Genomic DNA, 25826 nt, shown 5'->3' on the forward strand with positions numbered 1-25826 from the left:
ATACAATATAGATGACAAAATTAGCAATTAGAGATAAAATATAGAATATAGTTAAAAGATAAGGGGTATATAAATGGTCAATGATGAATTTTTAAGCGAAAATTCCGCTCTGGAAAAGGGAAAACTTCTTACATATGGCGGTAAGGTCGACGAAAACTTAATGAATATGCTTAAAGAAGCTCAAAAATCAGCAGGGATTAAAAAGTTTTCCGATTTTATGAACGATATGCTAAAAATTTATAGTGATAACAAGCAAGCTATTGAACCGCCACAAATGCAAGTAATAAAAAAAGCTGTCTGTGATATAATTACCACTACAGAAAGCCTTCTTAATGCAATGCAGATTATTGAAAGCGATAAATTCAAAGCAATTACAGAATACCGCCAAAGAGTACAGGATTCGGAAGAATATATAATAAAGATTGAAAGTAAAGTAGCGGATCTGGAAAAAGCTCTTACCGATTCAAAAAGAGAGTTAATTAAAGCACAGTCAGAAGCAGCAACAATTCATGCTGAATTAATTCACGAAGTTGAATGCAGAAAAGGTATGGAGGGTATGATTAGCAGAGTACAACAAATTGCCGACGATGCCACTTCTTTAAAGAAAAAAGCTGAAGAAGAATGTACGCAAGCGCTAGAGATTACAAAAGAGGCCCAAAATAAAGCTTACCTATTGGAAACCGCGAATGCTGATATACTGGCTAGACTTGACGCTTCCCAGGCAGAAAAAAAACAATATCAGGATGAGCTTATATTAGAAAGAAATGCTACTAAATTACTAAGTGAAAAACTCACTAATGAAACAATCGCTCGTAACCGCCTGGAAGAGCGACTTCAAGTAATTGAGCCTTTACATCAAATGGCAAGTCATAAAATTGATTCTCTACAAGCGGAAATTGCTAATCTAAGATTGTCCGAACAAGCAGCGTCTCAAAAAGTCACCAGTTTGGAATCCGAGTTAAAATTTATCAACTCTAAAGCTTAAGAACTTCAAGACATCGCTCCCCATAACCGGAACAGTAGATGCCCAGAGCCTTGTAACTTAAAATCCCAATAGGTTTACTAATAAGCTCAGCAACGCAGATTATAGCCATCGTTGTTGAGCTTATTAGTTTGATTCTTGCCATTTGTGTACTATATCAGCATAACTCTCGTTCTTCACTTTAAATTCTGAGGATGTTTCCTGCCTCATCAAACTGCATTGGTTTTAGTTCTTCAAGTAGTTGCAAATTTGATCTATCCAACACTTCCTGAACCAGGCTTTCAGAAACCTCAATAATCTCAACTTCATTAGTGTTTTGAATATGGACGACTCTGGCGTCTTCTGGCTTAGTAACGCCAATACAAGTCAGAGCTGCCCCAATACTATCTTTCTCCGTAGCAAAGTAGATGGGTATTCTGCCTTTTTCTGGAGCCTGGGCTGTAATGCAATTAAAATAAGTAGACCATAAATCTAGTTTATCTACCAGTTTCTTGGTCGTAAAATCTGCCAGACCGACACCAGTAGCCATACCATGGCTTTCTTCCGTGGTGTCTAGTACAACAATTCTTTTTATAACAGGTTTTTCCGGTTCCTTTTGGCCAAATACCAGAATTCTACCAATAACATTGGTGTCCATACCGGCACCACTTACGTTTTTGCCCATTTCATCAACAATAAGAACATCTAACTCTTCGAAAGGTATCTTGCCGAGGTTCGACTTTGCCAACTTTAACAGCCTTTTTTCTTCATCAGCAATTTCATTAGGCAACATCGCTTTGATGTGCGCTGTTTTGTGATAATAGTTTTCTACCGTAGCAAAAGCAAAGGCTACTGGCAAGTAGTTAATAATATAAGCGCCGACCTCGGTAATGGCTTTTTCATAGCCAAAATCAAGCGAATATTGGTGTACAGTTAAAGCCCCTTTGGGATTTCCGATCCCTATTGCGCAAATCTTGTGAATACCACTTTCTATCTCGCCCTCAAACTCAGTGTGTTCCTTAACTCGGTTAAAAATAATAATCTTGTCGAGTTGCTCTGATAGTGTTATATCATTAACATAGACAGGTATTCCTTGCTGGGTTGTACCGATCTGACTGGCTTCACTACAAGCAATGACAGGAACGTTCATTGTTTCCGAACTGATCCCTAGAGACTTAAGCATTTCTATCTGTCCTTCGGCAGTTCCTCCGCCATGCGAACCCATTGCCGGTAGAATAAAGGGTTCTCCGCCTACCTTTTTCACTTCTTCAATAAGCACTTCTACGATAACTTTTAAGTTAGCTACACCACGACTTCCAACAGTTATACCGACTTTCTCCCCAGGCTTGATACGGTCTGCCACATTGATTCGCTTCACTTCTTCGCTGACTGCGCTTTTTATATCCTTAATAGCTGACTGAGCTATGATTTGTTTAACCCTAGCCATTTTAGGAAACTTAACGGTTTCTGCGTACATAATTTCCCTCCTTGCAAATAAATCATTTACACGGAACAGTCCCGTGGCTCTTCTATTGACTCTCCCGCCTCAGACGCAACAACTCGCCTGACCACAGGTTTGTATATACCTGCCGTCATTCGCAGGTTTAACTTCTGAGGCCAGGCGATAGATAATTTATTTCATTTTTTTAATATCTAAAATTTTCAGAATATTAATGGTAATTACTTTGCGACCCGCTATGTATTACTTCGCTACGCTGAAGTGGAATATCAGGTTTAACAAATAACCAAGCGATAATCCCAATTACTGCGGACAACGCTGTTACGATGATAGCAGCTTGCCAACCATAATTAGTTGCTATCCATGCTGTAAGTAGCGGAGCTATGCAACCACCAATATTACCCCAAAAATTCATCCAGCCCGAAACGGAACCCGAAAATTTCCCGCCAAGATCGATACACGCTGACCAACCTGCAGGGAATGCCAGGCCAAGAGATCCTAATGACAAGGTAAGCCAACAAACATTCATTGTTGGATTAGTGGCAATGGCCCCTAAATAGAGGAATAACGAACAAAACACTAATCCTGTTATCCCAAGGTAAGACCTCGCCTTAGCTTTGGAAGCGCCTGCCGCCACCAACCGATCGCTAAGTGCACCTACCGAGAGTGTCACAATACACAATGCAGCCCACGGAAATGAGGCAGCAATACCCATTTTTGCCAGGGAAAATTTCTGAGCCTCCATAAGATATAAGGGCAGCCAAGCAAGATACACATACATGATATAGTCTACGATAAAATATTGAATCCCTATGGCCCAAAATTGTGTTGAAGTAATAAAACTTTTCCACGGGGCAAGCTCTTTCTTATCCTCAGCTGCCGCATCCCGCCCCTCGTCAATGAACTTCAATTCCGCCGCGGACACATAGGGACTTTCTTTCGGGGAGTTTTTCGCATATATCATCCATCCCAATGCGATAAGAATACCTACCAAACCAAAAATCACAAATACGGATCGCCAGCCAAAGGCTAGCATCAACGTGACAGTAATCGCTGGTCCAAATACCGGACCAACAAAAGCACCGCTAAGCATAATTGAAGATGCTTTCCCCTTTTCAGCCGGATTAAACCACCGGGCGATAAAAGTACTGAGCGCCGGATAAACAGGACCTTCTCCTAACCCAAATGCGCCTCTGATAATCACCCACTGTGAAAATGTGCTAGCTGCGGCAGTGAGGGCCGTAAACACCGACCACCAAGTAACGGCGGCCACAACAACTATCCGATGCCGAAAGTATTCAGCCAGTATGCCCCCCGGCACTTGCATCGCGGCATACCCCATAAAAAAAACTGTTTGGAAAAAGCCAATATCCATCTTCGTGAAATTAAACTCTCGCATAATTTCAGGCGTAGCAACCGATAAATTGACCCGGTCCATATAAGACATAAAAGTTATAAGGAACATTAATGCCGCTAAAACCCATCTGAAATTTTTCATTTTTGGGCCCCCTTTTCCATTTTACACGAACTTTATGAATACTCTTCCACTTAGTTACAAGTGCTCTTTCATCGACGCATCTAACCAATCCACGGATACTGGGTATATGGCTTTAGGATAAATATTGGATAGCGTGTGTTTACCTTGCCCGACAACCATTCCGGTATTACAACACAATGAATAGGCAACGCTAACTGCGCAGCCGCAACCTCTGTAACAGCCAATCCAGCCTGAATATGTTGTTCAGTGGTTGCGCCTGCCAGATTGGTGTTGCTAATGATCCCAGCAATTTTTAGCCTTGATACATGTTCAATACAATGAAATAACTCCACGATAGCTGCCGCCGTGCTCGTAAAAGGGCGACAAGTATTCACAACCAACATTGCCTGGTATGGATTATTGATAAACAACTCGTTAAATTGTCCCAAAACAGTAGCGGCGTTCCCTCCCCCTACATCCATTACCACTTGGTAATCTGGTTGACTCAGCACTCTCGTCAAGTTATGCGGCAGAACCGGAAGATCTGCACTTTCCAATCGTTGTTCTGGAGCTACGACCTCTATTCCGTTTTTTTCTAGCAAGCTCCGATTTTCCCGGGTACGAAAGTAAGGTTTTACGAGATCAATATCGACTATTGCCGTCTTAAAGCCCAGCCCCTTGATTTGCAATGCATAATTTACAGCTAGTTCGGTCTTGCCACTACCAAATTCGCCCAGAAATATTTTTATTCTTGCACCTTGAATCAGTGGACTATCGGTATCCTGCATATGATCCCACCACCTATACAAATTTGGATAGCTTCAGATAATTATTTATCAAGGCACTAACTTTGCCCAGCCTTATAAGCCCTCTCTAATAGTTGTACGACATGAACGCAATCCTGTGCCTTGCCATTCTGCACCAGTCCGTCAACAATGTGCATCCGGCAGGAACCACAGCTAGTTGCGACAATATCGGCAGCGGTAGAAGCTATATCAGCAATTTTGCGATCATTAATTTTTCGGGAAATATCATAGTGTGCCAAGCTGAATGAGCCACCGGCCCCACAACAGCGAGCAGGTTCTTTCATTTCAACAAACCTCACTCCAGGGATAGCAGCGAGAATTTCCCGTGGCTGGGTAGTCACCTTAATCCCCCGAGCCATATGGCAGGGGTCATGCATGGTCACCGTAGCGTTTATCTGCCCCAAGTTATCTTTGCGAAATTTGACGATATCTACAAGGAACTCACTGATTTCATAGGTCTTAAGCGCTAATTTCCTGGCCCGTGCCTGTAAATCGGGGTCATCGTGAAACAATTCAGGGTACTCAATTTTAAAAGCTTCTGCACAAGAGCCGCAGGAAGCAACAATATAATCAGCGTTGACATGCTCGAAAATCTCAATGTTATGCTTGGCAAAAACTTTAGCCATTTCGACGTCACCAGACATGTAGACAGGGGTGCCGCAGCAGTGCTGCATGGCAGGCATGGTGATCTCCACATCGTTGGCTTTGAGCACATTGATGACCGCCTGGCCGATGTCGGTATATACATAGTTAATGGTGCAACCAGTGAAAAAAGCCACCTTCATACAAGGCTTATCTACTCTAATGGTTTCAGGAAATTGGCAACGTAATGGAGTTGCCGCAAAGGGTGCTAAAATGCGCCGACGGTCGAGGCCTGGCATGGGAAATCGAGCAACAACTGCCAGCCGTCCGGGCAGTTTTTTCATCTGGAGTGGACCAAATAGGCCGGCCATACGCAGAGCCAGGTCGAATAGTGTTCGATTGGAAAGCAGCTTAAATACATTCTTTTTAATAGGGTTTAGACCTCTGGATTTAACCGCTGCTTGGCGACCGCGCAGAATGAGTTCGTCAGCTTTGACGCCGCAGGGGCATTTGGCAGCGCAGGCTTTACAGGATACGCACATAGCCATACGGGCATCAAACCCTTCGGTGATATCAGCATTACCGTTTAATACTGCCTCGATCAGCGAAAGTTTTCCCCGGGCCACCGCCGATTCTGTTTGAATTTCTTTATAAATCGGACATACCTCCATGCAATTGCCGCATTTCATGCAATTGGCAATTGCATCTTCGATGTCTGACAATAATTGCTTATCCTTGTTCATACCTTAACACTCCCCAACAAGCTTTCCTGGATTGAGGATGCAATTAGGATCCAAAGCTTTCTTTATGGTACGCATGGTGCGCATGCCTACGGCGCCAAATTGGTCTTCCATGTATTTTAATTTTCCTAGGCCGATACCGTGCTCACCACTAAGCGTACCACCAAGTTTGATAGCAGTGGTAAAGATTTCATCCATTGCCTGGTATACCCGTTCCATCTCCTCCTTATCGCGAAGATCACAAACGATAGTCGGGTGCAAGTTACCATCGCCAGCATGACCGAAGGTACCGATTGTCACATTATATTTGGCGGCAGCTTGGTTTACCGCACGAATCATTGCCGGCACTTTGCTGCGCGGTACAGTGGCATCTTCAGTGAAGGTAGTAGGACGCAGTTTTGCCAATGCCGGAAGCGCGGCGCGCCGGGCGGCCCAGATTTTGTCGCGTTCTGCAGCATCTCTAGCTACTTGGATTTTATCAGCATGGTTAGCTTTAAGCACTTCGATTACTTTATTGGCTTCTTTTTCTACTACCTCAGGAATGCCATCGACTTCAATAAGCAAAACAGCCTCAGCATTAGTGGGAAGACCCACTTTGGCATAGTCTTCTACCGTACGGATAGTGGCGTTGTCCAGTATCTCCAGTGTAGCAGGAATAATTTTACTAGCGATAATGGCGGCTATGGAGTTGCCTGCATTGTCCAAATTCGAAAAAATCGCCATCATGGATCTTTTAGCTTCTGGAGCAGGTACCAACTTTACGATGATCTTGGTAATGACTCCCAAAGTACCTTCTGCGCCAGTGAACAGCTTTGTTAAGTCATATCCGGCTACGTCTTTTACATTTTTGCCACCGGTTTTGAGAACACTACCATCGGCAAGGACTACTTCTAACCCCATGACATAGTGTTTGGTCACACCATATTTAAGACCACGCAAACCGCCAGCATTTTTCTGAGACTGTGCCGCCAAGAGTTGCTGTGGTTACTGTACCGGGATCAGGCGGATAGATAAGTCCAAATTCTTCGACCGCTTTGTTAAGGTCGGAAACGATAACACCCGGTTCGGCGGTAGCAACCAGATTTGCATCATCGACTTCGATAATTTTATTAAGACGAGTCATGAGAAGAACAATACCGCCCTTTAATGGAACTGTTCCCGCACTTAGATTAGTACCTGAACCCCGGGTGTAAACTGGTATCTTTTCAGCATTGGCCAATGCAAGCACTTGGGAAACTTCATCTGTGTTAGCGGGAGAAACGACGACTTCTGGCATATGGGAAAAACCGGGGGTTGCATCGTAGGAGTAACACAACAAATCTTCTTTACTTGTTAGAATATTCTGGTCTCCCACAACCTTCCTCAGTTCATTTATTAATCGATTTTCCATATTCCTCTTGTCCTCCTCGTTTTTCAGCCGCCTGTACCTCGACTACCTATTTCGTACAGGCACTGTATTTGCGGCGGTAGTCATCACTGTAATAGTGTAATCTTCACGCCCCAGCTTCTCTTGGGCAATCGCGAGTGCTTCTTCTGTTGTAGTCGCTGGAATCATGCCAGCTTTTCTAATAAATTCGGCATTTTCCTTTTTCGTAACAATGATCAACGACAATTGGCGAGCTATATCCAATAATCGGTAGGCCAGAAATCCGGGAATTGTAAAATTATCCCTCAGAGCCATCTCATGCTCTAACATTGTTGGATATTTAAACCAATCGCTAAATTCAGCCGGCTCCATAATATCTGGCAGTTCCATGAAACAAATAACAACTCCGCCTGGTTTTGCAGCCATATAGGCATTATCAATTGTCTTTACACCCTGGTATAGGTTAATGTCTTTGGGAAATCCACCGGCAGACGAGACTACCAAATCGGCTTGTGCAGTAATGGGAATACCGTATATTTCATCTACCATTTTTGTTCCGGCCAGCCAAGCCTCATACCAGTGTCCAGCGACAAACTTGGCAAACTTATTCTCTGGCGTAAACACAGCATTTAGTAAAAAATCTGGCTTCGCCAAAGAAGCTTGCTCAATCATGTCTTCATTCATTTCGTTTCCGTCAAGCTTACCGGAAATACAGTTCGGGTTTAGACCCTTGCCCACTTCTTTATTCATACAAAACAGGTGATTACCTTGAATAGTCTTAAACCCGCTGATGCCGGGTAAAATCGCTTTGCGACCGCCACCGAAACCAGCCATTAGATGATGAACAATACCACCAGTTAAAATCACCTTATCGGCCTCGGCTACGCGCTTATTAATGTAACACTCGACTCCACTCTTGGTTTTGCCGGTGTAGACCAGTTCATCTTGATTGTGGCATTCGTGGTTATAGACAGCAACCCGCTGGCATACCTTTTCCCCACACAGTACAATAAACTCTTCTTTCGTATTCAAACGGTGAGCACCAGGAGCGATGATAATGAATATGTTCTGATCAGGAATGCCTGCTTCATTCAATTCGTCTAGTAAAACCGGAAGAAATTGATCGAACTTGACCCAAGCCCGAGTAATGTCACTGACCACCACCGCAACCCTATCACCAGATTTAACAATCTCCTTAAGAGGAGGAGTTCCAATTGGATTGCGGAGCGCCTCACGCACTGCAGCCGGCACATCTACAATTGCTGGACAGGGCTTACCCAAAACATTGTTAATAATTTTTTCTTCTGACAGGCCTACCTTTATCTTGCTACTTCCATAACCAAATTCAAATACTGTTTCCGGCATAAAAAGTACCTCCTAAACTCAAATATTAATCTATACTCTACTTCTCTTAGTAATTTTTCAGAGATAACACTGCCATGCAAAGCGCTCCGAGAATTGCTACTCCCACTAGAAACATCAGTCCACCCACATATCCCCCTGTAACACTAATGAAATAGCCAATCAATACTGGAGCAAACGCTGATCCGGCATTTGCTAGACCGTTCATCGAACCGGTAGCCGCACCTACTGCTTTAGAAGGAACGATTTGCTGTAATATTGTCCAAGATTGAGGCAGAGCAAGAGCGATTGATGCGATACCACCGGAAATTAGTATTGCAGCCGTAAGATTATCCGGTGCATGAGCACCAAAGTAAATTCCAAGAGCAGCACCGATGTGTCCAAAACAAATGAAAGGTGCCCGCCGACCCCATTTATCTGCAAGATGACCAAAAACCAGTAAACTCACGCCACCCAGCAAATACGGCAATGAAGAAAGTGCCCCCATAGCAGCCCAGGAAAATCCTCGAGCTTCCTTGAGATAGTTTGGTAACCAAGCCATTGTTCCCCACCAAATAGATGCAACGCAAAAATAGTTGACAGTTAGCAGCCAAAAACGATAGTCTGTCGCGAAACTCTTAATCCGTTGCGCCAGGGTTTCGGTTGCAATTTCTTTTTGTAGTTCTGCTTCAACTTTCAATCCACTTTCGATCAAGTCAAGCTCTGCCTGATTTACCCGTTTATGTTGGCGAGGATGATCAGTAACGTAAAACCATAGAATCAGCAGCGGTATAATACCTAACAGGACTAAAGAGAAGAATGTGCCGCGCCAGCCCCACATTGAAAGAACCCAGCTAAAGAAAGGCATCGCTAGAGCCGGTCCCCCCATAAGACCAATGAGCCATACAGCATTTGCTTTGCCGCGTTCACTTGGCGGAAACCAATTCTTAACGAAACTGCTCTGCATTGGCCAATGCATACCCTCGCCAACACCTAAAATAACACGCGATATTAGTAGGGTAGTAAAAACCGTAGCAAAGCCACCAATGGCAACTGAAGTTGTCCACAGAAGAATTGATAGAGACATTGCTTTCCGCGGTCCCATCCAGTCTCCTAGTGGGCTAAGCAATACATTAGCTAGACCGTAAGCGATGAGAAAGAGCGTCATGATTAACCCCATCCGGACCGGATCACCTTTGATTCCCATTTCAGTGAGAAATGAATTATCTGCTAAAAGTATAGAAACATTAACCCGATCCCAATAAGCTATCAGCAACGTCAAGAGTAGAATAAGCACCAACACCCATCTTTCCTTAGTTGGCTTGGCATAAACCACCTGTCGCACGGTTACATTACTCAAGTATAGCCCCTCCCAATTAAAAAATTGCACACCTTGGGAAAACCTAACACGCCTCCTTTCCTCTCTATGTAATTTCATTAAACCAAAACATTTAACTAATTCGCCTTAATCTGCATCACGAAATCGTAGCCCTTATTAAGAGCTTCTTGGTTTGCAGGCACCATTCCGGGCTTCGAAGCAAACTTTTTCGCAAAAGCATTCATGAGTGATTCTTTCTCTACCACATCTGTGGCAGCCAATAGTGCTCCTAACGCTACCATATTTATCATTTTTATACTCCCCAACTCATTGGCGATTTCATTAATAGGAACAGAATAGGCCTTGATATCATCGCGTTGTACCTGTTTATTAACCAGCGAACTATTGATAATCAGAGACCCATTTGCTTTGATTGTTGCCTCAAACTTATCTAGTGATGGCAAGTTCATTATTACAGCCGCCGTCGGTACGGTAACAATTGGCGCACCCACAGACCCCTCTGTGATGATGACAGAACAATTAGCTGTCCCGCCCCGCATTTCAGGACCATAGGAAGGCATCCATGACACATTTTTATTTTCAAGCATCCCCGCATAGGTTAGAAGTTGGCCCATGACCATTACCCCTTGCCCGCCAAAGCCTGACATAATAATTTCGTGCCTCATTATTTCACCCCCTCAATATTTTTATAGATGCCGAGTGGGAATTGTGGTAGCATATTTTCCTTTAACCATTTTTTCGCTTCTACCGGAGACTTACCCCAATTTGTTGGACATGTAGCCAATACTTCCACCAACGAAAAACCTTCCCCGCGAATCTGAACTTCGAAAGCCGTTTTAATCGCTGCTTTTGCCTTAGTCATATTAGCCGGGTCGTTGACTGAAACTCGAGCAATATACTTTGCCCCATCTAAGGTTGCCAGCAGCTCGGATAAACGTATCGGCGACCCGGCTGATGAAAGCTGGCGCCCATAGGGAGATGTCGCTGTTACTTGATTTACCAACGTAGTTGGTGCCATTTGGCCGCCAGTCATGCCATAGATAGCGTTATTTACAAATATCGTCGTTATCTTTTCACCACGCGCAGCTGCATGCACTACTTCCGCCATGCCGATCGCAGCAATATCGCCGTCTCCCTGGTATGTGAAAACTACATTTTCCGGATGTACACGTTTAATGCCGGTGGCAACTGCAGGAGCACGACCATGAGCTGCTTGTTGAGAATCTATATCAAAATATTGATCTGCCAATACTGAGCAGCCAACAGGTACGACACCTATCGTTTTTTTCTGTATTCCTAGTTCATCAATCACTTCCGCCACTAAGCGATGAATTATTCCGTGCTGACAACCTGGGCAGTAGTGAGTCGACACATCAGTCAACGCTTGCGGTCTAGCAAACAACTTTTCCGTCATTGTTATTTGCCCCCTTTTGTTTCAAATATTTTGACTATTTGCTTGTAAACATCCTGAGGATTCATCATCATGCCGCCAGTGCGACCATAGAAATGAACCGGCTTGGAGCACTTGATTGCAAGGTTAACATCCTCAACCATCTGCCCAGCACTGAGCTCTATCGTTAAAACATCAGATGCCTTATTTACAGACTTCGCCAAAGCCTCTTTCGGGAAAGGCCACAACGTAACGGGCCGAAACAGACCTACCTTATATCCCTTTTCTCTCGCCATTTCCATTGCTGAATATGCAACACGCGACGATATTCCGTAAGCCACAAGCACAAGATCTGCATCTTCAGTAAAGGTTTCTTCCCAACGAACTTCCCGTTCTTGAAGCAACGCATACTTTTTTTGCAGCGTATTGTTTAATTCTTCTAGCTCATCAGCCTTAAGCCGAAGAGTATCGATCATATTAGGTTTATCCCGTTCACCCATGCCCGTTGTAGCCCATGGCTTATCCACTGGAATTACCGGGAGATCGTGAAAGTTAACTGGCTCCATCATTTGGCCGAGAGCACCATCGCTTAAAATCATTACCGGATTACGGTATTGATCCGCAAGATTAAAAGCATGTACCGTGAGTTCAGCCATTTCCTGTACGCTGTTCGGCGCAACCACAATACAGTGGTAATCACCATGACCGCCGCCTTTAGTCGCCTGAAAGTAATCGGCCTGCCCAGGCTGTATGCCGCCTAATCCTGGACCGCCTCTCATGATGTTCACAATTACACAGGGCAATTCACCGGCTGCAATATATGAAATTCCCTCTTGTTTAAGACTCACTCCCGGGCTTGATGAGGAAGTCATGACTCTGGCTCCGGCACCAGCGGCACCATAGACCATATTGATTGCCGCAACTTCGCTCTCAGCTTGCAAAAATACACCTTTGACTTGCGGTAAACGCTTTGCCATATATTCGATTAGCTCTGACTGCGGTGTGATAGGATAACCAAAATAGTACCTGCAACCAGCGATAACAGCTGCCTCGCCGATAGCTTCATTACCTTTCATCAATACTTTTTCTGACATTTTTCCACTCCCAATCTATTCGTAAATTTCAATTACTACATCTGGACAGGCCCTTGCACACAGAATGCACCCTACACATTGTGAATCATCAGGGCAAGACGCAGGATGATAGCCTCTGGCATTAAAATCCGAGGACATAACAATAATGTCCTTGGGGCATGCATCTACACACAGCCCACACCCTTTACACCTTTCCTCTCGAATAACCGGTTTTGGCATAACTCATTCCTCCTTAAGTTTTTTATATTATCGGAAGCACTTGTATAGGGCTTCCCGGAACGCAAATTATATTAGCTGGGCCATTCCGCTATTTTTGAAGTTTATAGTATTCGCTCGTAGCACGGCATAAAGATTAGGAGATTTTGTTGGTCTTCCACCATATACCCAATCTCTCGGTACCTCTAATTAACTCCTCTCAAAAATTCGGATGAGCAATATTGATGAAGCTTTACGGCCTGATCCGAGGAAAATAACTAAGATTGAAATTTCTGTCGTAAATTCATCAAATCCCCTCCACTAGAATACACACTTTTGACAAAGTTCCGGTTGGCTCAATGTAGCAGCAATAGGTGCAGCTTTTACGCCTTTTTCCAAATATCATCAGATTCGCCCTCTGATGAAACCACTTATATTACCTGTATGACAAGTGGATTGCCATGCAATATGTTTTATTTTTTTGCGAATATTGTTACTTTTTCAAAGAGAGAATACCTTATCTCAGGAAATCAGAAAACCTAAATCCATAAATCCCTATCTGAATTTATTTCGTACTATTAACGCCAACTGGTATGACTGGTATGACAAGTTACTTGTGATATATTAAATATCACGGACGCGACACTTAAACTATTACACTTCGCAGATATTTATAATTACTGCAGAGATACAATGTTCAAAAATCCGTCACCCTTCCACCTGTGGAAATGCCTAGTTTATTACAAATTCCATTAATAGTCCTCATCACTATTGAAAATTTTTTCGCCTGCGAGATTTCCGAACCATTCTGTTACTTCTGCCAAATGTGCCTGCATCGATTTTTCGGCACACTCTGGATCATGCAACTTAAGCGCATTAAGTAAATCTTCATGTGCTGAAAATACCTTCTGCGGAGTCCCTGGTCGTTCGTAAAACAATGGAACAAACCCTGCAAATAAGTTAATTAGAGGCCACATCATGATAATAAGTACAGGGTTACCTGTGGCTTCCGCCAAGCCTCTATGGAAGTTTGTGTCAGCTTGAAGATATCTTTCAGGAAAATCTAAATATTTGATCATTTCACGACAATCTTGCTCAAGCTTACTAATCTGATCCTCAGTGACATTAAGACTAGCAATTTTTGCAACTTCTGGCTCAATAATAGCCCTTGCTTGCATTAGGTTTGCTAGTGTGATTGATCCATCCCTTATCAGTCGCTGAACCGGCTCAATGACAGTTCGAATTCCGGGTTTTCTAACATATGCACCTTTGCCCTGAATCATAGTTATAAGGCCTTGCGATTCTACAACTCTTAGTGCCTCCCGTAATACAGATCGACTTACACCAAGCTGTTCCCCGAGCTCACGTTCCGACGGCAACTTGTCTCCTGCACTCAGACTTCCGCAATCAATAAATGCTCGTAAACGCGCTACTGTAACATCAAAAATATTACCACGCACCATGCCTTCTCTGTCGTGGAGCAGGTGATTTGTACCCATTAGGATCTCCCTTTCACAGTTCTCCTGTATTACTGGTATGATGAGTTAATTAAATATTCTAACTATTATTAATTTCAGTGTAGTATACTAAAAGCAATATGTCAATCATTTTGTAAGAACTCATTGAAATGACACCCCTGGCTGTTCATCCCGTGAAAACTTCGCTATTTCTAAATTTGATTAACAGAAGACCTTTAACCACAATGGTATCTAGAAGGTTTTTGCTAATAGTTCAATTGGGTGTTCTACTCTCATCGGCAGATTCCTACTGACTATACCATGGTTTATCTGCATTCGGCACGCCGGGCACCCGGTTGCGATTATGGCGGCATTTACGGTTGCTGCGTTGTTGAGCTTTCGGCCCAAAATGCGTTGTGATAGTTCGTAATGGGTCATGCCAAAGCTGCCAGCGCCGCCGCAGCACCGGTCCGATTCTGGCATTTCTTTGAATATAAGACCCGGTATGGCTTTGAGGATTTCACGCGGCTGCGCTTTGACTCCCTGGCCCCGGTTTAGATGGCACGAGTCGTGGTAGGTCACGATTGTCTCAAGAGGTTTGTTCCCTGCTTTGACGCCGATGGTATCTACCAGGAATTCCGATACATCACGGACTTTTCGGACGAAATCAGAGGCTTCCGGCAGCAATTCCCCGTATTCTTTTAGGGCGCCGCCGCAGGTCGCGCAATCCACGATGATTGCCTCTGCGCCGGTTTCCGTCAATAGTTTGACGTTGTGGACCGCCAGTTTTTTCGCCATCTCCCTATCGCCGTAAGCCAGGTGGGGCGTACCGCAGCATTGGACGTCCGGCGGGATGATGACTTCGCAGCCATGACGCTCGAGCACGTCAATAACCGCTTTCCCCAGGGCGGGATTGACCATGTTGGTCATGCAACTGAGAAAATAGGCCACCCGGATTTTGCCACCTTTTTTTTGAGGCCATTGAGATAGGATGCTTCGGAATGTTCGGGGTGCGAAATTCGGCATCAGTCTTTCCTGCTGGGCCATATCCGCGGACACGGCTCCGAGAATGCCGCTGGCCCGCACAATCTTCTGCAGCCCGGAAGCTTGATAAAAGCAAGCCATTTGGACCGCGAATCCCTGCATATTATTGCTGGGCAGAAAACTATGCAGCGCCGCTTTGACCGGGAAGGACAGTCCATCCTTTTCGGCAATGTGGGCTCTGGCCGCTAAAACCAGTTTATCCGTATTCACCATAGGTGGGCAGTTGGCTACGCAGGCTTTACAGTTAAGACACAGGTCCATGATTTCTTTGAGACGTGGCGAAACCGTAATGTTGCCGTCGATCAGTTCCTTTACTAGTCTAACCTTGCCACGAGCCACCGCCGGTTCAGAACCAAGTTCCGCATAGATCGGACATACCATCTGACACAGTCCGCATCGGATGCATTTGAACGATTCCTCTTGAAAATCGCTGATAGACTGTGTCATTTTTATTCACCTCGTATGAATATTTTTCCGGGATTTAAAATATTGTTGGGATCGACCGCCTTTTTGATCGCACGCATGAGCGCGATACCCTCGTCGCCAAACTCCCATTGCATATATTTCTGTTTCACTATACCGATTCCGTGTTCCCCACTGAGAGTGCCTCCCATGTCCAACGCCGCCCGGAACATTTCGTCAATCGCCAACTCGACGCGTTTCATTTCTTCTTCATTGCGCTCGTCGGTCAGAATAATCGGGTGCATGTTCCCGTCGCCGGTATGACCCAAAATGGGAATATTGAGCTGGTATTTGGCAGCGATCTGCTGGATGGCGCGGACGATATCAGGCACTTTGCTGCGGGGCACAGTGGCGTCTTCAGTGATGACCGTGGGCGCGCTCTTGGCCATTACCCCGAAAGCGGAGCGCCGCCCTTCCCACAACTTGGCCGCCTGGTCCGCGTCCTGAGCGATCTTTACCTCACGGGCGCCACAAGCTTTGCAGGTTTCTGCGACTTTTTCAATTTGCCTGCCGACTTCATCGACGCTGCCATCCACTTCGATCAATATGACGCCGGCAGCGTCCAACGGCAAGCCAGCAGGTTTAAACGCCTCAATTAGTTTCATGGCATTATTATCCATTAGTTCGAGAGATGTGGGAATAATTCGATTTTTAATTACATCCGATACCGCTTTGGCCGCAACGTCTAGATTGTCGAATACGGCTAGCAAGGTCCGTTTGGCTTCCGGTAACGGTAGCAGTCTGACGGTGATTTCCGTAATGATACCCAACGTTCCTTCCGAGCCGGTGAAGAGCCGCATCAGATCGTAGCCACTGACATTTTTGATAGTCTTGCCACCGCACCGGACTACGCTTCCCGTAGGGGTGACCACTTCCAGGCCCTGGACATAATCGCGAGTAATACCATATTTGACGCCCCGTGGCCCGCCTGCATTCTCGGCGACATTCCCACCAAGGGTGGACATAAACATACTTGACGGGTCGGGCGGATAAAATAGCCCTACTTTCTCGACGGCCTTATGCAGCGCCGCTGTTATCACACCTGGCTCGACTGTCGCCGTGAGGTTGTCGGTGTCGATCTCCAGTATCTTGTTCATCCGGTGCAGAGCAATGACAATCCCGCCCTCGATCGGCACCGAGCCAGCTGAAAGATTTGTCCCACCACCACGTGGAACTATCGGTATTTTTTGTTCGTTAGCCAATTTTACGATTAAAGCGATTTCCATGGTGTTGGCAGGCGCAACCACAGCGTCAGGCAGGTGAGATATCCACGTCGAATCGTAAGAGTAGCAGATTAGATCCTCTTTCGCTGTGAATACATCGTCTTTGCCAACTATACCACGCAGCTTCTTAATGATTTGCTCGTCCAACATTCTTTCCTCTCCTCCAGTATCCTTATTACTCCAGCATCGTCTTATAATATTTCAGCGCAAGTACATAGCACCTATTCTCATGGTCTTTTAGGTCGTTTTTCCGAGAGGCTGCTTAAATTTAACAACTTCATAATAAGATTTATTTGTATTCCTTTGCTTTCTCCTCGCCTCTAAGCACGCGTAACGCCCCTTCTGTCAAAGCAATCATTTCATTTTCTCCGGGAACCACTTGTACGTCTGCGATAAAACTTACCCGATCTGCAATCAGTTTGACTAGCATCTTATCATAAGCAAGGCCGCCAGTTAGAACGATAGAATCTACCACTCCAGATAATACGGCTGACCCCGCCGCAATCTCTTTTGCAATCTGATAGGCCATCGCCTCATAAACTAGTTTTGCTTTCTCATTACCCGCTTCGATCATTTTTCCAACTTCTCTGCCATCATTTGTACCTAAATAGGCCACCAAACCGCCCTTGCCTGCAATTAGTTTATTGACTTCGCTCATCGAATACTTTCCTGAGAAGCATAGCTTAATTAAGTGCCCCGTAGGGATTCCGCCAGTTCGTTCCGGCGTAAATGGACCTTCACCGTAAAGACCGTCATTGACATCAATGACTCTTCCTCCTTGATGAACACCTACTGTTATACCACCGCCCATATGGGCAACAATTAAATTAGCTTCATCATATGACTTGCCTAATTCTTTTGAAATTCTCCGGGCAACCGCCTTCTGATTTAACGCATGAAAAATACTTATTCTGTCACAGTCTGGCAGGCCAGATACTCTCGCAATATCAGCAAGTTCATCCACTACAACAGGATCTACGATAAAAGAAGGAATAGTAAGGTTATCGGCGATTTCCTTCGCAATAATTCCGCCTAAATTCGATGCGTGCTCACCTCTTTGGGCAAGACGCAAATCTTCGAACATGGCTTCGTTAACCGCATAAGTGCCGCCTTCGATGGGCTTTAACAGCCCGCCCCGTCCAACTACGGCATCCAAGGTGCCAATATCTAAGTTATTTTCCGCCAGAATTTTGAGTATCCCATTTTTTCTAAATTCATATTGTTCAATAACAGCTTCAAATGGTACCAATTCCTCATTTGAATACCTTACTACCTTTTCAATAAGTAACTGTTCATTGTCATAGACTGTTATTTTTGTTGACGTTGATCCAGGGTTAATTGCTAATACTCTAAATCTATCCATCATAACTTTTTCTCCTCGTATTTACTCGCCATCAAAACACCGATTGCGATTGAGTTGAGCTTTGAGATGTCGGAATCCGCCCTTGATGTCAAAATAATGGGGGCCTTTGCTCCGACAATAATCCCGGCTATTCTGCCCTTTGCAAAAAACACGATTGATTTATACAACACATTCCCTGTTTCTATAAATGGCATTAACAATATTTCCGCATTGCCTGCAACCGGATTTGTAATCCCCTTATGCTTCGCGGCCTCAATCGCTACTGCATTATCAAGAGCAAGTGGTCCTGCCACTATACATCCTGTTAACTCACCGGTTTCGCTCATTTTTACCAGTTCCTCAGCATCGAGGGTTGCCTTCATTTTTAAATTCACTTTTTCTACTGCACAAATACAAGCCACTTTTGGGTTTTCATTGCCCAATGCATTGGCAACTTGCACTGCATTTTCAATAATTTGCTTTTTTGTCTGTAAATCTGGTTCGATATGCATTGCCGCATCGGTAATATAGAACAATCTGTCATAGCCATCCACATCTGCTACCGCAACATGGGATAACACATTTTCCGTCCTGAGTCCGAATTCTTTGTCAAGTACGGCCTTAAGTATTATGGCGGTGTCTACCATTCCCTTCATAACAACTTGTGCTTCACCCTTCGCAACCAGCTGCACCGCCGTTCTACATGCCTCAGTGTTATCTTTTTGCTCAATTATTTCAAACTTATCTATATCGATATGATTTTCTTGCGCTATCCGCCGGATTTCCGCTTCATTGCCTACCAATATAGCATTAGCTATCCCTAATTCCTTGGCGCTATTTACTGCCAGCAGCACTTCAAGATCGTGCGCGACTGCCACGGCAATTGTTCTAGGCCCTTTCGCCTGTGCAGTCTTTACAATTTCTTCAAATTTTTTTATCATCGCATTACCTCCGCTAGTGTTTTCTTGAAATAAGCTGTAGATTATCTAATCCTCATTCATCCTATTTTCCAGCCAAATTTTTATAAGCTTCGTATTTTTCTAAAGCCGCTTTTTCTGCCACCGTAAATAATACTTCCGCCTCTTCAGGGAAACTTCTCAATAATGATGAGTATCTTACTTCGCCCATCAAGAAATCTCTAAAACTCGCCTGGGGTTCTTTCGAATCCAGCACAAATGGATTTTTACCCTCTTTTTTAAGCAGGGGATTATATCTGTACAGATGCCAGTAACCCGCTTCCACCGCATTCTTCGCTTCCAGTTGGGCGTACCCCATTCCTTTTGTCAGACCGTGACTAATGCATGGCGCATAGGCAATGATCAGCGATGGGCCTTTATAGCTTTCCGCTTCTTTTAGTGCTTTGATTAATTGAGCTTGATTTGCGCCCATGGCTACTTGCGCCACATATACATAGCCATAAGTCATCGCAAGCATCCCGAGATCTTTTTTCTGGAGTTTTTTCCCCGAAGCTGCGAACTGTGCAACCGCGCCAATTGGTGTCGCTTTTGAAGATTGACCGCCTGTATTGGAGTATACTTCAGTATCAACAACTAAAATATTAACGTCTTCTCCCGATGCCAGCACATGATCCAGCCCACCATATCCAATATCATAAGCCCATCCGTCGCCGCCATACATCCACATCGACTTCTTTACAAGATGCTCTTTGTTATTGAATACGTATTCTTTTATTACTTGTTCCTCACACGTGAGACTTACCGCCTCTAATGCCGCTATTAACGCTTTGCTTACAGCTTTAGTAACGTTTCCGTCATCAATATATTCCAGCCACTTGCCAATGGCTTCCCTAAGAACCTCGTCCTGGGTAAGTGTCAATAATTGTTCCAACTTCATGGCAAGTCTTTGTCTTTGCTGCTTCACTGCCAGGCACATACCCAAGCTGAATTCCGCATTGTTTTCAAATAGGGAATTTGACCACGCAGGACCGAACCCATCCTTATTGACTGTGTACGGAAAACATGGTGCTGCCGCACCCCAGGCCTGGGTACAACCTGTTGCATTAGCTACATACATTCTATCGCCGTAAAGCTGGGTCATAAGTTTCATATAAGGAGTTTCGCCACAGCCTGCGCATGCACCGGAAAACTCAAGGAGCGGCTGCTCAAACTGACTTCCCTTTACACTAAACTTATCCAAAGGATTGTCTTTGTGTGAAAGCTTCAGAGAGTAACCCCAGTTTGCTATTTCCTCTTTTTGGCTTTCCAAAGGCTTCATAACAAGCGCTTTTTCCTTTGCAGGACAAACTTGCACACAACTTCCACAACCGTAGCAGTCTAATACGTCTACCTGCATTCTATAGTTATAACTTTCTAAGCCAGGTCCTTTTGCTTTTTTCGTTTCATATCCCGGTGGTGCTGCTGCCGTTTCTTCCTCAATAATCAGAAAAGGCCTTATTGCGGCGTGGGGGCAGACATATGAGCATTGATTGCATTGGAGACAGTTATCCGCAATCCACTCAGGGACATCAACTGCAATACCTCTTTTATCAAAAGCCGATGTTCCCATAGGAAATGTACCGTCTTCCCTCCCGACAAATTGGCTGACAGGAATGTCATCGCCTTTTTGGTCATTCATAGGAATCATTAAATTCTTAATAAAATCAGGTAGCTCACCGTTCATTTCGGTAACAACGTCTTCTGCGTTTAGCCATGATACAGGAATATCTACTCTCTGTACACCATCTACACCTTGATCCACCGCCGCGTTATTCATAGCGATAACCCTATCGCCTTTTTTGCCATAGGTTTTGAGAATCGCATCTTTCATATATTCAACAGCCTGCGGCACGGGAATCACATTAGCTAGTTTAAAGAAAGCTGCTTGAAGAATGCTATTTGAGCGATTTCCCAGTCCAATCTCTTTTGCAATTTTAGTTGCATCAATGATATAAAATTGAACGTTCTTCTTTGCCAATGCGCGCTTTACAGTTGCCGGCAGGTTTTCATCCAGCTCTTTACCTGTCCAGCTACAGTTTAATAAGAAGATGCCATTATTTTTAATATCTGAAACAATATCATATTTATTGATATAAGACGGATTATGACATGCTACAAAATCTGCCATTTTTACATAATAGCTTGAACGAATGGGCTTTTTCCCAAAGCGCAAATGCGATTTCGTAACCCCGCCGGATTTTTTCGTATCATATTCAAAATAGGCTTGAACATACCTATCTGTGTGATCCCCGATGATTTTAATGGAGTTCTTATTGGCGCCAACGGTACCATCGGAGCCGAGACCCCAGAATTTGCAACTGATGGTTCCTTCATCGGCAAAATCCAGTTCTTCCCCTACCGTTAGCGATAAATGAGTTACATCATCATTGATACCTACAGTAAAGAACTTTTTAGGCTCAACATTCATCATATTATTATAAACAGCTACCATTTGGGCCGGAGTAACATCTTTCGAGGACAGCCCATACCGTCCTGAAAAAATCTGGGGTCTTGTTTTTTGGTCAATAAATGCTGAACAAACATCGAGATATAACGGTTCACCCAATGAACCCGGCTCCTTGGTTCGATCCAAAACAGTAACTCTTTTCACTGTACCTGGCATCTCTCTAAAGAAGTGCTCCATCGAAAATGGTCTGTAAAGATGCACTTGAAGATACCCAGCTTTTTTTCCCTGTCTATTTAAAGCATCTACTGTTTCCTGAATTGCTCCACTTACAGAACCCATGGCAATAATCACATATTCCGCGTCTTCTGCTCCGTAATAATTAAACAACTTATAATTTCGGCCTGTAAGTTTATTGATTTCATTCATATATTCTTCTACAATAAACGGCAGTTTGTCATAAAAAGGATTTGCTGCTTCTCTCGCCTGAAAGAAAACATCAGGATTCTCTACCGCGCTTCTCATTACGGGTCTTTCAGGGTTTAAGGAACTCTTGCGAAATTCTTCAAAAGCCTCTTCGTCTAATAATTTGCTGAGATCGTTATAAGCTAAACATTCCACTTTTTGAATTTCATGAGAAGTTCTAAATCCATCAAAGAAGTGTAGAAACGGAATTCTGCCCTTAATGGCTGCAAGATGCGCAACACCGGCTAAATCCATTACCTCCTGGACACTTCCCGTAGACAGCATGGCAAAACCGGTCTGCCTGCAAGCCATAACATCCGAGTGGTCACCAAATATTGAGAAGGCGTGGGTTCCCACTGTACGTGCACTTACATGAAGTACACCCGGCTTTAATTGTCCGGACAGCCGATACATCGTCGGTATCATTAGAAGCAATCCTTGTGATGCTGTGTACGAAGTTGTCAAGGTTCCTGCTTCCAAGGAGCCGTGCATGGCCCCGATAGCCCCTGCCTCTGACTGCATTTCAACCAATCGTACTGTTTGACCGAATAAATTTTTCTTTCCCTTTGCCGACCATAGATCAACATACTCCGCCATAGGAGAAGACGGTGTAATCGGATAAATGGTTGCAACTTCTGTAAAGGCATAAGATATATATGCCGCTGCTTCATTGCCATCCATTGTTTTCATTACTTTATCCATATAAAATACCCCTTTCACTATTGTATCGAATGTAAGCAGAACCAGAAATTCCACGCTTTTACCGTTCCTAAGTAGACCGCCCAGCCAGATCGACCCATTCCCTATGCGGTTACATTTTTACTACTGCAAGTTATATGCCAATAACGCTTTGGCATTTGATTTTGTGCACACCACGCTAGGCAGACTCTGTTTTTACCTGATTTGCTTCCTCTTTGCCGATTTGCGATAGACTTCATAACGCTCCAATAAAAGATAAATTGTACGTATGGGCGTAAAATGTTGCCTCATTCGATGCATCTTGCCTCAGCGATACAAATACACTGAATTCCCAATTATCACTCAATCTATTGCTACCAACTTGATGCATTTTCCCTCAGCACATATAATCGAAGATGTCATGAAATATTGCCAGCTTGCATCACCCAGATTCCTCCACAAGCTAATTTCACACAAAAAAAGAGAGGATTCCTGTTCAACAAGAACCTTCTCTTTCTCGCGGCTGTTAATTGGGGAGGTTATTTTTTTGAGTTCACGTTCCTGGATTATTTTGCAAGACTATTACTTTTCTTGGCATAATTGATCAAGACCGTATTTCTTGATCTTCCGCAATACTGTTGTTTGATCAATACCTGTCGCTTTGGCGATTTGACGACTGCTCGAATGAAGTCTCATTGCATGAGATAAAATCTGCTTTTCCACCTCTTCGACCACTTGGGGGATCGGGCTGAGCCGATTTATCATTATCATGTCAGCCGGCACATCAGTTAGATTCTTATATCTCTGGAGGTCACCATCGTCAGAAATGGATGATAATTCCAGTTGTTCTCCGTCGCTTAGAACAACCATACGTTCAAGCATGTGCTTTAACTGGCGTACATTCCCAGGCCAGCTGTAGCTTTCCAATGCCTTTTGAACTTCGAAACTAAGTCTTTTGTTCTGTCCGTAGCGCCGGTTGCACTCATTCAGAAAGTACATGCAAAGCGGCCTGATATCTTCGGGACGCTCCCGAAGTGGCGGAATGTGGAAATGAATAACATTCAAGCGATAGTAAAGATCTTCTCTAAATCTGTTTTCACGCACCATATTTCCCAAATCTTTATTGGTTGCAGCTACGATCCTTACATTGACCGGGGTCGGCGAATTGGCTCCTACCCTGGTAATCTCACCCGCATCCAGTGCCCGCAGCAGTTTTACCTGCAAACTAAATGGCAAATCACCGATTTCGTCTAAGAAGATTGTTCCCCCGTCAGCAGTTTCAAACAGGCCTTTCTTTCCGTGTTTCAATGACCCGGTAAATGCACCGCCAACATATCCAAAGAATTCTGATTCCAAAAGTGTATCTGGAATAGCTCCACAGTTGATGGCCACAAAAGGAGCCTCCCTTCTGGAACTGTTTTCGTGAATATACCTTGCCAATACTTCCTTGCCCACACCGGATTCCCCAGTTATTAAGACGGTAATATCGACAGAACTTACTTTTAAGGCGGCATGGAAAATCTCATTTATTCTACTACTAACGGCAACAAGGCCTGTTGCTTTAGGATCTTTCAAGCTCTTATAGTATAGCTCTTCAATTTCCTGCGCTCTTTCAAGCTGTTCCCGCAATTGCACCATCTCGGACATATCCCGACAATTGCCGATCACCAGGCGCACTCGTCCAGTTTCATCCAGAATCGGTTTGGCAGTAACCATGACTACCTTGCCCGGGAACAGGTTGTTATGGGTTCGTGTCACCGGTCTTTTGGTATCTAGTGCGTCGATACAAGCTGTTTTTTTATAGGGACTGTTTTTTGTGAACTCACGAAAATTTTTAAACTCGATATCTTTCTTGTCAAGGCCTGTTATCCGGAAGTAGGAGTCATTTACTAACACCACATCCGCATTACCATCGAGGACAAGTATGCCATCGTAGGATTGCTCGAATACAGCAGATATCTCTTCGAAAGTAAGATTGATATTGGGTGAATGCGGCGGGAATGCAACAGCCATATTTGGACTCACTCCATTATTGTAATTTCCTGCAATAAGCGGCGCCATACTGGTTTTGTCAATACGGCGCGAGGCCTGCCAGCCTCTAAAGGTTCAGGCGAACCCTTGGCCAACTAAACGTTCGTAACTGTAGATTAGTTTATATCTTAATAGCAAAAACTCCTCTTTTTTGTATACATCTGATCAACTAACTCAGAAATTAGCTATTTCTAAGCTTAAGCGAAGTTATTAATGCTGATTTGCTTCCACGGTTTCACCATACAGTCAATGGCTTCTTTCCCGAAGTCTTTTTCCCCGCCCCTAGCCAAAGAATACGCTTCATCGATAAACAGTATCCCTCCGTAGGCCTTTTTTAATTGATCCCGTGTTTTTTGCGCAGTATGGCCTATATACTCGCCTACTAAATCTGCCCGTTCTACCTCAATGAGATGTCCTCGTGACAAAACTCCCATTTCCCGGAATACTTTGCCCATAATTCTGGCTACGGTTGTTTTACCAGTACCAGGATTGCCTCTAAAAATCATGTGCAGTACCAAAGGCTCAGTGTTCAGACGTTCCCTTTCCCGGCGTTTTTGAATTTCTATAAAGGCATATATTTCCCGTACCAGTATTTTCACTTCACTAAGTCCAATCAGGCTATCGAGTTCTCGCAAAATATTTTCAATACGCTGCTCTACACTAGATTGCATGCCGTTAGATTCGCTCCTTGCAGGAGCAGTGTTATCTATTTCGCGTAATTTTCTAAACGCTTCTAACGGGGAAATTTGTCCTGATTCAATAGCGCTTAAGACATCTTCAGGCCACAGGTAAGCCATAATCTCACCCCACCGCAGGCTTCGTGATATACATTATACGCTGCAAGTAGTAAAGGGTGATTACTATGGACATCGAAAATCGAGTAGGAGCTGAGTAATTAATTTACTCAGCGACCTCTCACACCACCGTACGTACCGTTCGGTATACGGCGGTTCAATAGAATTAGTGTATTAATGAATATCTTTCACTTATGGTGATAAAGCCTAATTTCCTTAG

General features: G+C 44.1%; 19 protein-coding genes and 1 pseudogene. 1 reads left to right on the forward strand and 19 read right to left on the reverse strand.

Features of this window, described 5'->3' with window-relative positions; translation table 11 throughout:
• The first annotated feature begins 73 nt into the window (after positions 1 to 73).
• Positions 74 to 985: a hypothetical protein gene (locus VN447_RS05310; RefSeq protein ID WP_325523569.1), complete on the forward strand. Its 912-nt coding sequence runs from the start codon at positions 74 to 76 to the stop codon at positions 983 to 985.
• A gap of 178 nt (positions 986 to 1163) precedes the next feature.
• Here VN447_RS05310 and VN447_RS05315 read toward each other — a convergent pair whose 3' ends face one another.
• The 19 genes and pseudogenes from VN447_RS05315 to VN447_RS05405 form a co-directional block, all read right to left on the reverse strand.
• Complete coding sequence (locus VN447_RS05315; RefSeq protein ID WP_325523571.1) at positions 1164 to 2438, reverse strand: lactate racemase domain-containing protein; 1275 nt, start codon at positions 2436 to 2438, stop codon at positions 1164 to 1166.
• A gap of 193 nt (positions 2439 to 2631) precedes the next feature.
• Positions 2632 to 3918, reverse strand: coding sequence for an MFS transporter (locus VN447_RS05320; RefSeq protein WP_325523573.1), 1287 nt, complete (start codon positions 3916 to 3918; stop codon positions 2632 to 2634).
• A gap of 80 nt (positions 3919 to 3998) precedes the next feature.
• On the reverse strand, positions 3999 to 4685 hold the full coding sequence (locus tag VN447_RS05325) for a hypothetical protein (RefSeq protein ID WP_325523575.1): 687 nt from the start codon (positions 4683 to 4685) through the stop codon (positions 3999 to 4001).
• A 56-nt stretch (positions 4686 to 4741) separates the two neighbouring features.
• Entirely contained in the window at positions 4742 to 6028 is a 1287-nt protein-coding gene (locus tag VN447_RS05330; protein WP_325523577.1) for a (Fe-S)-binding protein, read from the reverse strand.
• A 3-nt stretch (positions 6029 to 6031) separates the two neighbouring features.
• Positions 6032 to 7415, reverse strand: a pseudogene (locus VN447_RS05335) (FAD-binding oxidoreductase).
• A gap of 42 nt (positions 7416 to 7457) precedes the next feature.
• Complete coding sequence (larA, locus tag VN447_RS05340; protein ID WP_325523579.1) at positions 7458 to 8756, reverse strand: nickel-dependent lactate racemase; 1299 nt, start codon at positions 8754 to 8756, stop codon at positions 7458 to 7460.
• 46 nt (positions 8757 to 8802) lie between these two features.
• A complete protein-coding gene (locus VN447_RS05345) occupies positions 8803 to 10092 on the reverse strand; it encodes an MFS transporter (protein ID WP_325523581.1) in 1290 nt (429 codons plus the stop codon).
• Between the two features lie 95 nt (positions 10093 to 10187).
• A complete protein-coding gene (locus VN447_RS05350; protein ID WP_325523583.1) occupies positions 10188 to 10736 on the reverse strand; it encodes a 2-oxoacid:acceptor oxidoreductase family protein in 549 nt (182 codons plus the stop codon).
• Positions 10736 to 11485, reverse strand: a complete 750-nt coding sequence (locus tag VN447_RS05355; RefSeq protein WP_325523585.1) for a thiamine pyrophosphate-dependent enzyme — start codon at positions 11483 to 11485, stop codon at positions 10736 to 10738. Before VN447_RS05355 ends, VN447_RS05350 begins: the two co-directional genes overlap by 1 nt.
• Before the next feature lie 2 nt (positions 11486 to 11487).
• On the reverse strand, positions 11488 to 12555 hold the full coding sequence (locus tag VN447_RS05360) for a 3-methyl-2-oxobutanoate dehydrogenase subunit VorB (protein ID WP_325523587.1): 1068 nt from the start codon (positions 12553 to 12555) through the stop codon (positions 11488 to 11490).
• Positions 12556 to 12570: 15 nt separating this feature from the next.
• On the reverse strand, positions 12571 to 12774 hold the full coding sequence (locus VN447_RS05365; RefSeq protein ID WP_325523589.1) for a 4Fe-4S dicluster domain-containing protein: 204 nt from the start codon (positions 12772 to 12774) through the stop codon (positions 12571 to 12573).
• A 728-nt stretch (positions 12775 to 13502) separates the two neighbouring features.
• Complete coding sequence (locus VN447_RS05370) at positions 13503 to 14249, reverse strand: FadR/GntR family transcriptional regulator (RefSeq protein WP_325523591.1); 747 nt, start codon at positions 14247 to 14249, stop codon at positions 13503 to 13505.
• Between the two features lie 210 nt (positions 14250 to 14459).
• Positions 14460 to 15698 carry a (Fe-S)-binding protein gene (locus VN447_RS05375; protein ID WP_325523593.1) on the reverse strand — a complete coding sequence of 413 codons (1239 nt, stop codon included), beginning with the start codon at positions 15696 to 15698 and terminating at the stop codon, positions 14460 to 14462.
• 2 nt (positions 15699 to 15700) lie between these two features.
• Complete coding sequence (locus VN447_RS05380; RefSeq protein ID WP_325523594.1) at positions 15701 to 17086, reverse strand: FAD-binding oxidoreductase; 1386 nt, start codon at positions 17084 to 17086, stop codon at positions 15701 to 15703.
• A gap of 139 nt (positions 17087 to 17225) precedes the next feature.
• A complete protein-coding gene (gene buk, locus VN447_RS05385; protein WP_325523596.1) occupies positions 17226 to 18302 on the reverse strand; it encodes a butyrate kinase in 1077 nt (358 codons plus the stop codon).
• Positions 18299 to 19219 (reverse strand): phosphate butyryltransferase, encoded by a 921-nt coding sequence (locus VN447_RS05390; RefSeq protein ID WP_325523598.1) that lies wholly within the window; start codon positions 19217 to 19219, stop codon positions 18299 to 18301. The genes buk and VN447_RS05390 overlap by 4 nt, the downstream gene beginning before the upstream one ends.
• A 61-nt stretch (positions 19220 to 19280) precedes the next feature.
• On the reverse strand, positions 19281 to 22805 hold the full coding sequence (gene nifJ / locus VN447_RS05395; RefSeq protein ID WP_325523600.1) for a pyruvate:ferredoxin (flavodoxin) oxidoreductase: 3525 nt from the start codon (positions 22803 to 22805) through the stop codon (positions 19281 to 19283).
• A gap of 558 nt (positions 22806 to 23363) precedes the next feature.
• The gene (locus VN447_RS05400; RefSeq protein ID WP_325523602.1) at positions 23364 to 24794 is read right to left on the reverse strand and encodes a sigma-54 interaction domain-containing protein; all 1431 of its coding nucleotides are present in this window, start codon (positions 24792 to 24794) and stop codon (positions 23364 to 23366) included.
• A gap of 215 nt (positions 24795 to 25009) precedes the next feature.
• Positions 25010 to 25609: an AAA family ATPase gene (locus VN447_RS05405; RefSeq protein ID WP_325523604.1), complete on the reverse strand. Its 600-nt coding sequence runs from the start codon at positions 25607 to 25609 to the stop codon at positions 25010 to 25012.
• Between the last annotated feature and the right edge of the window lie 217 nt (positions 25610 to 25826).

The sequence above is a fragment of the Sporomusa sp. genome (genome assembly GCF_035561155.1).
Classification (GTDB): domain Bacteria; phylum Bacillota; class Negativicutes; order Sporomusales; family Sporomusaceae; genus Sporomusa.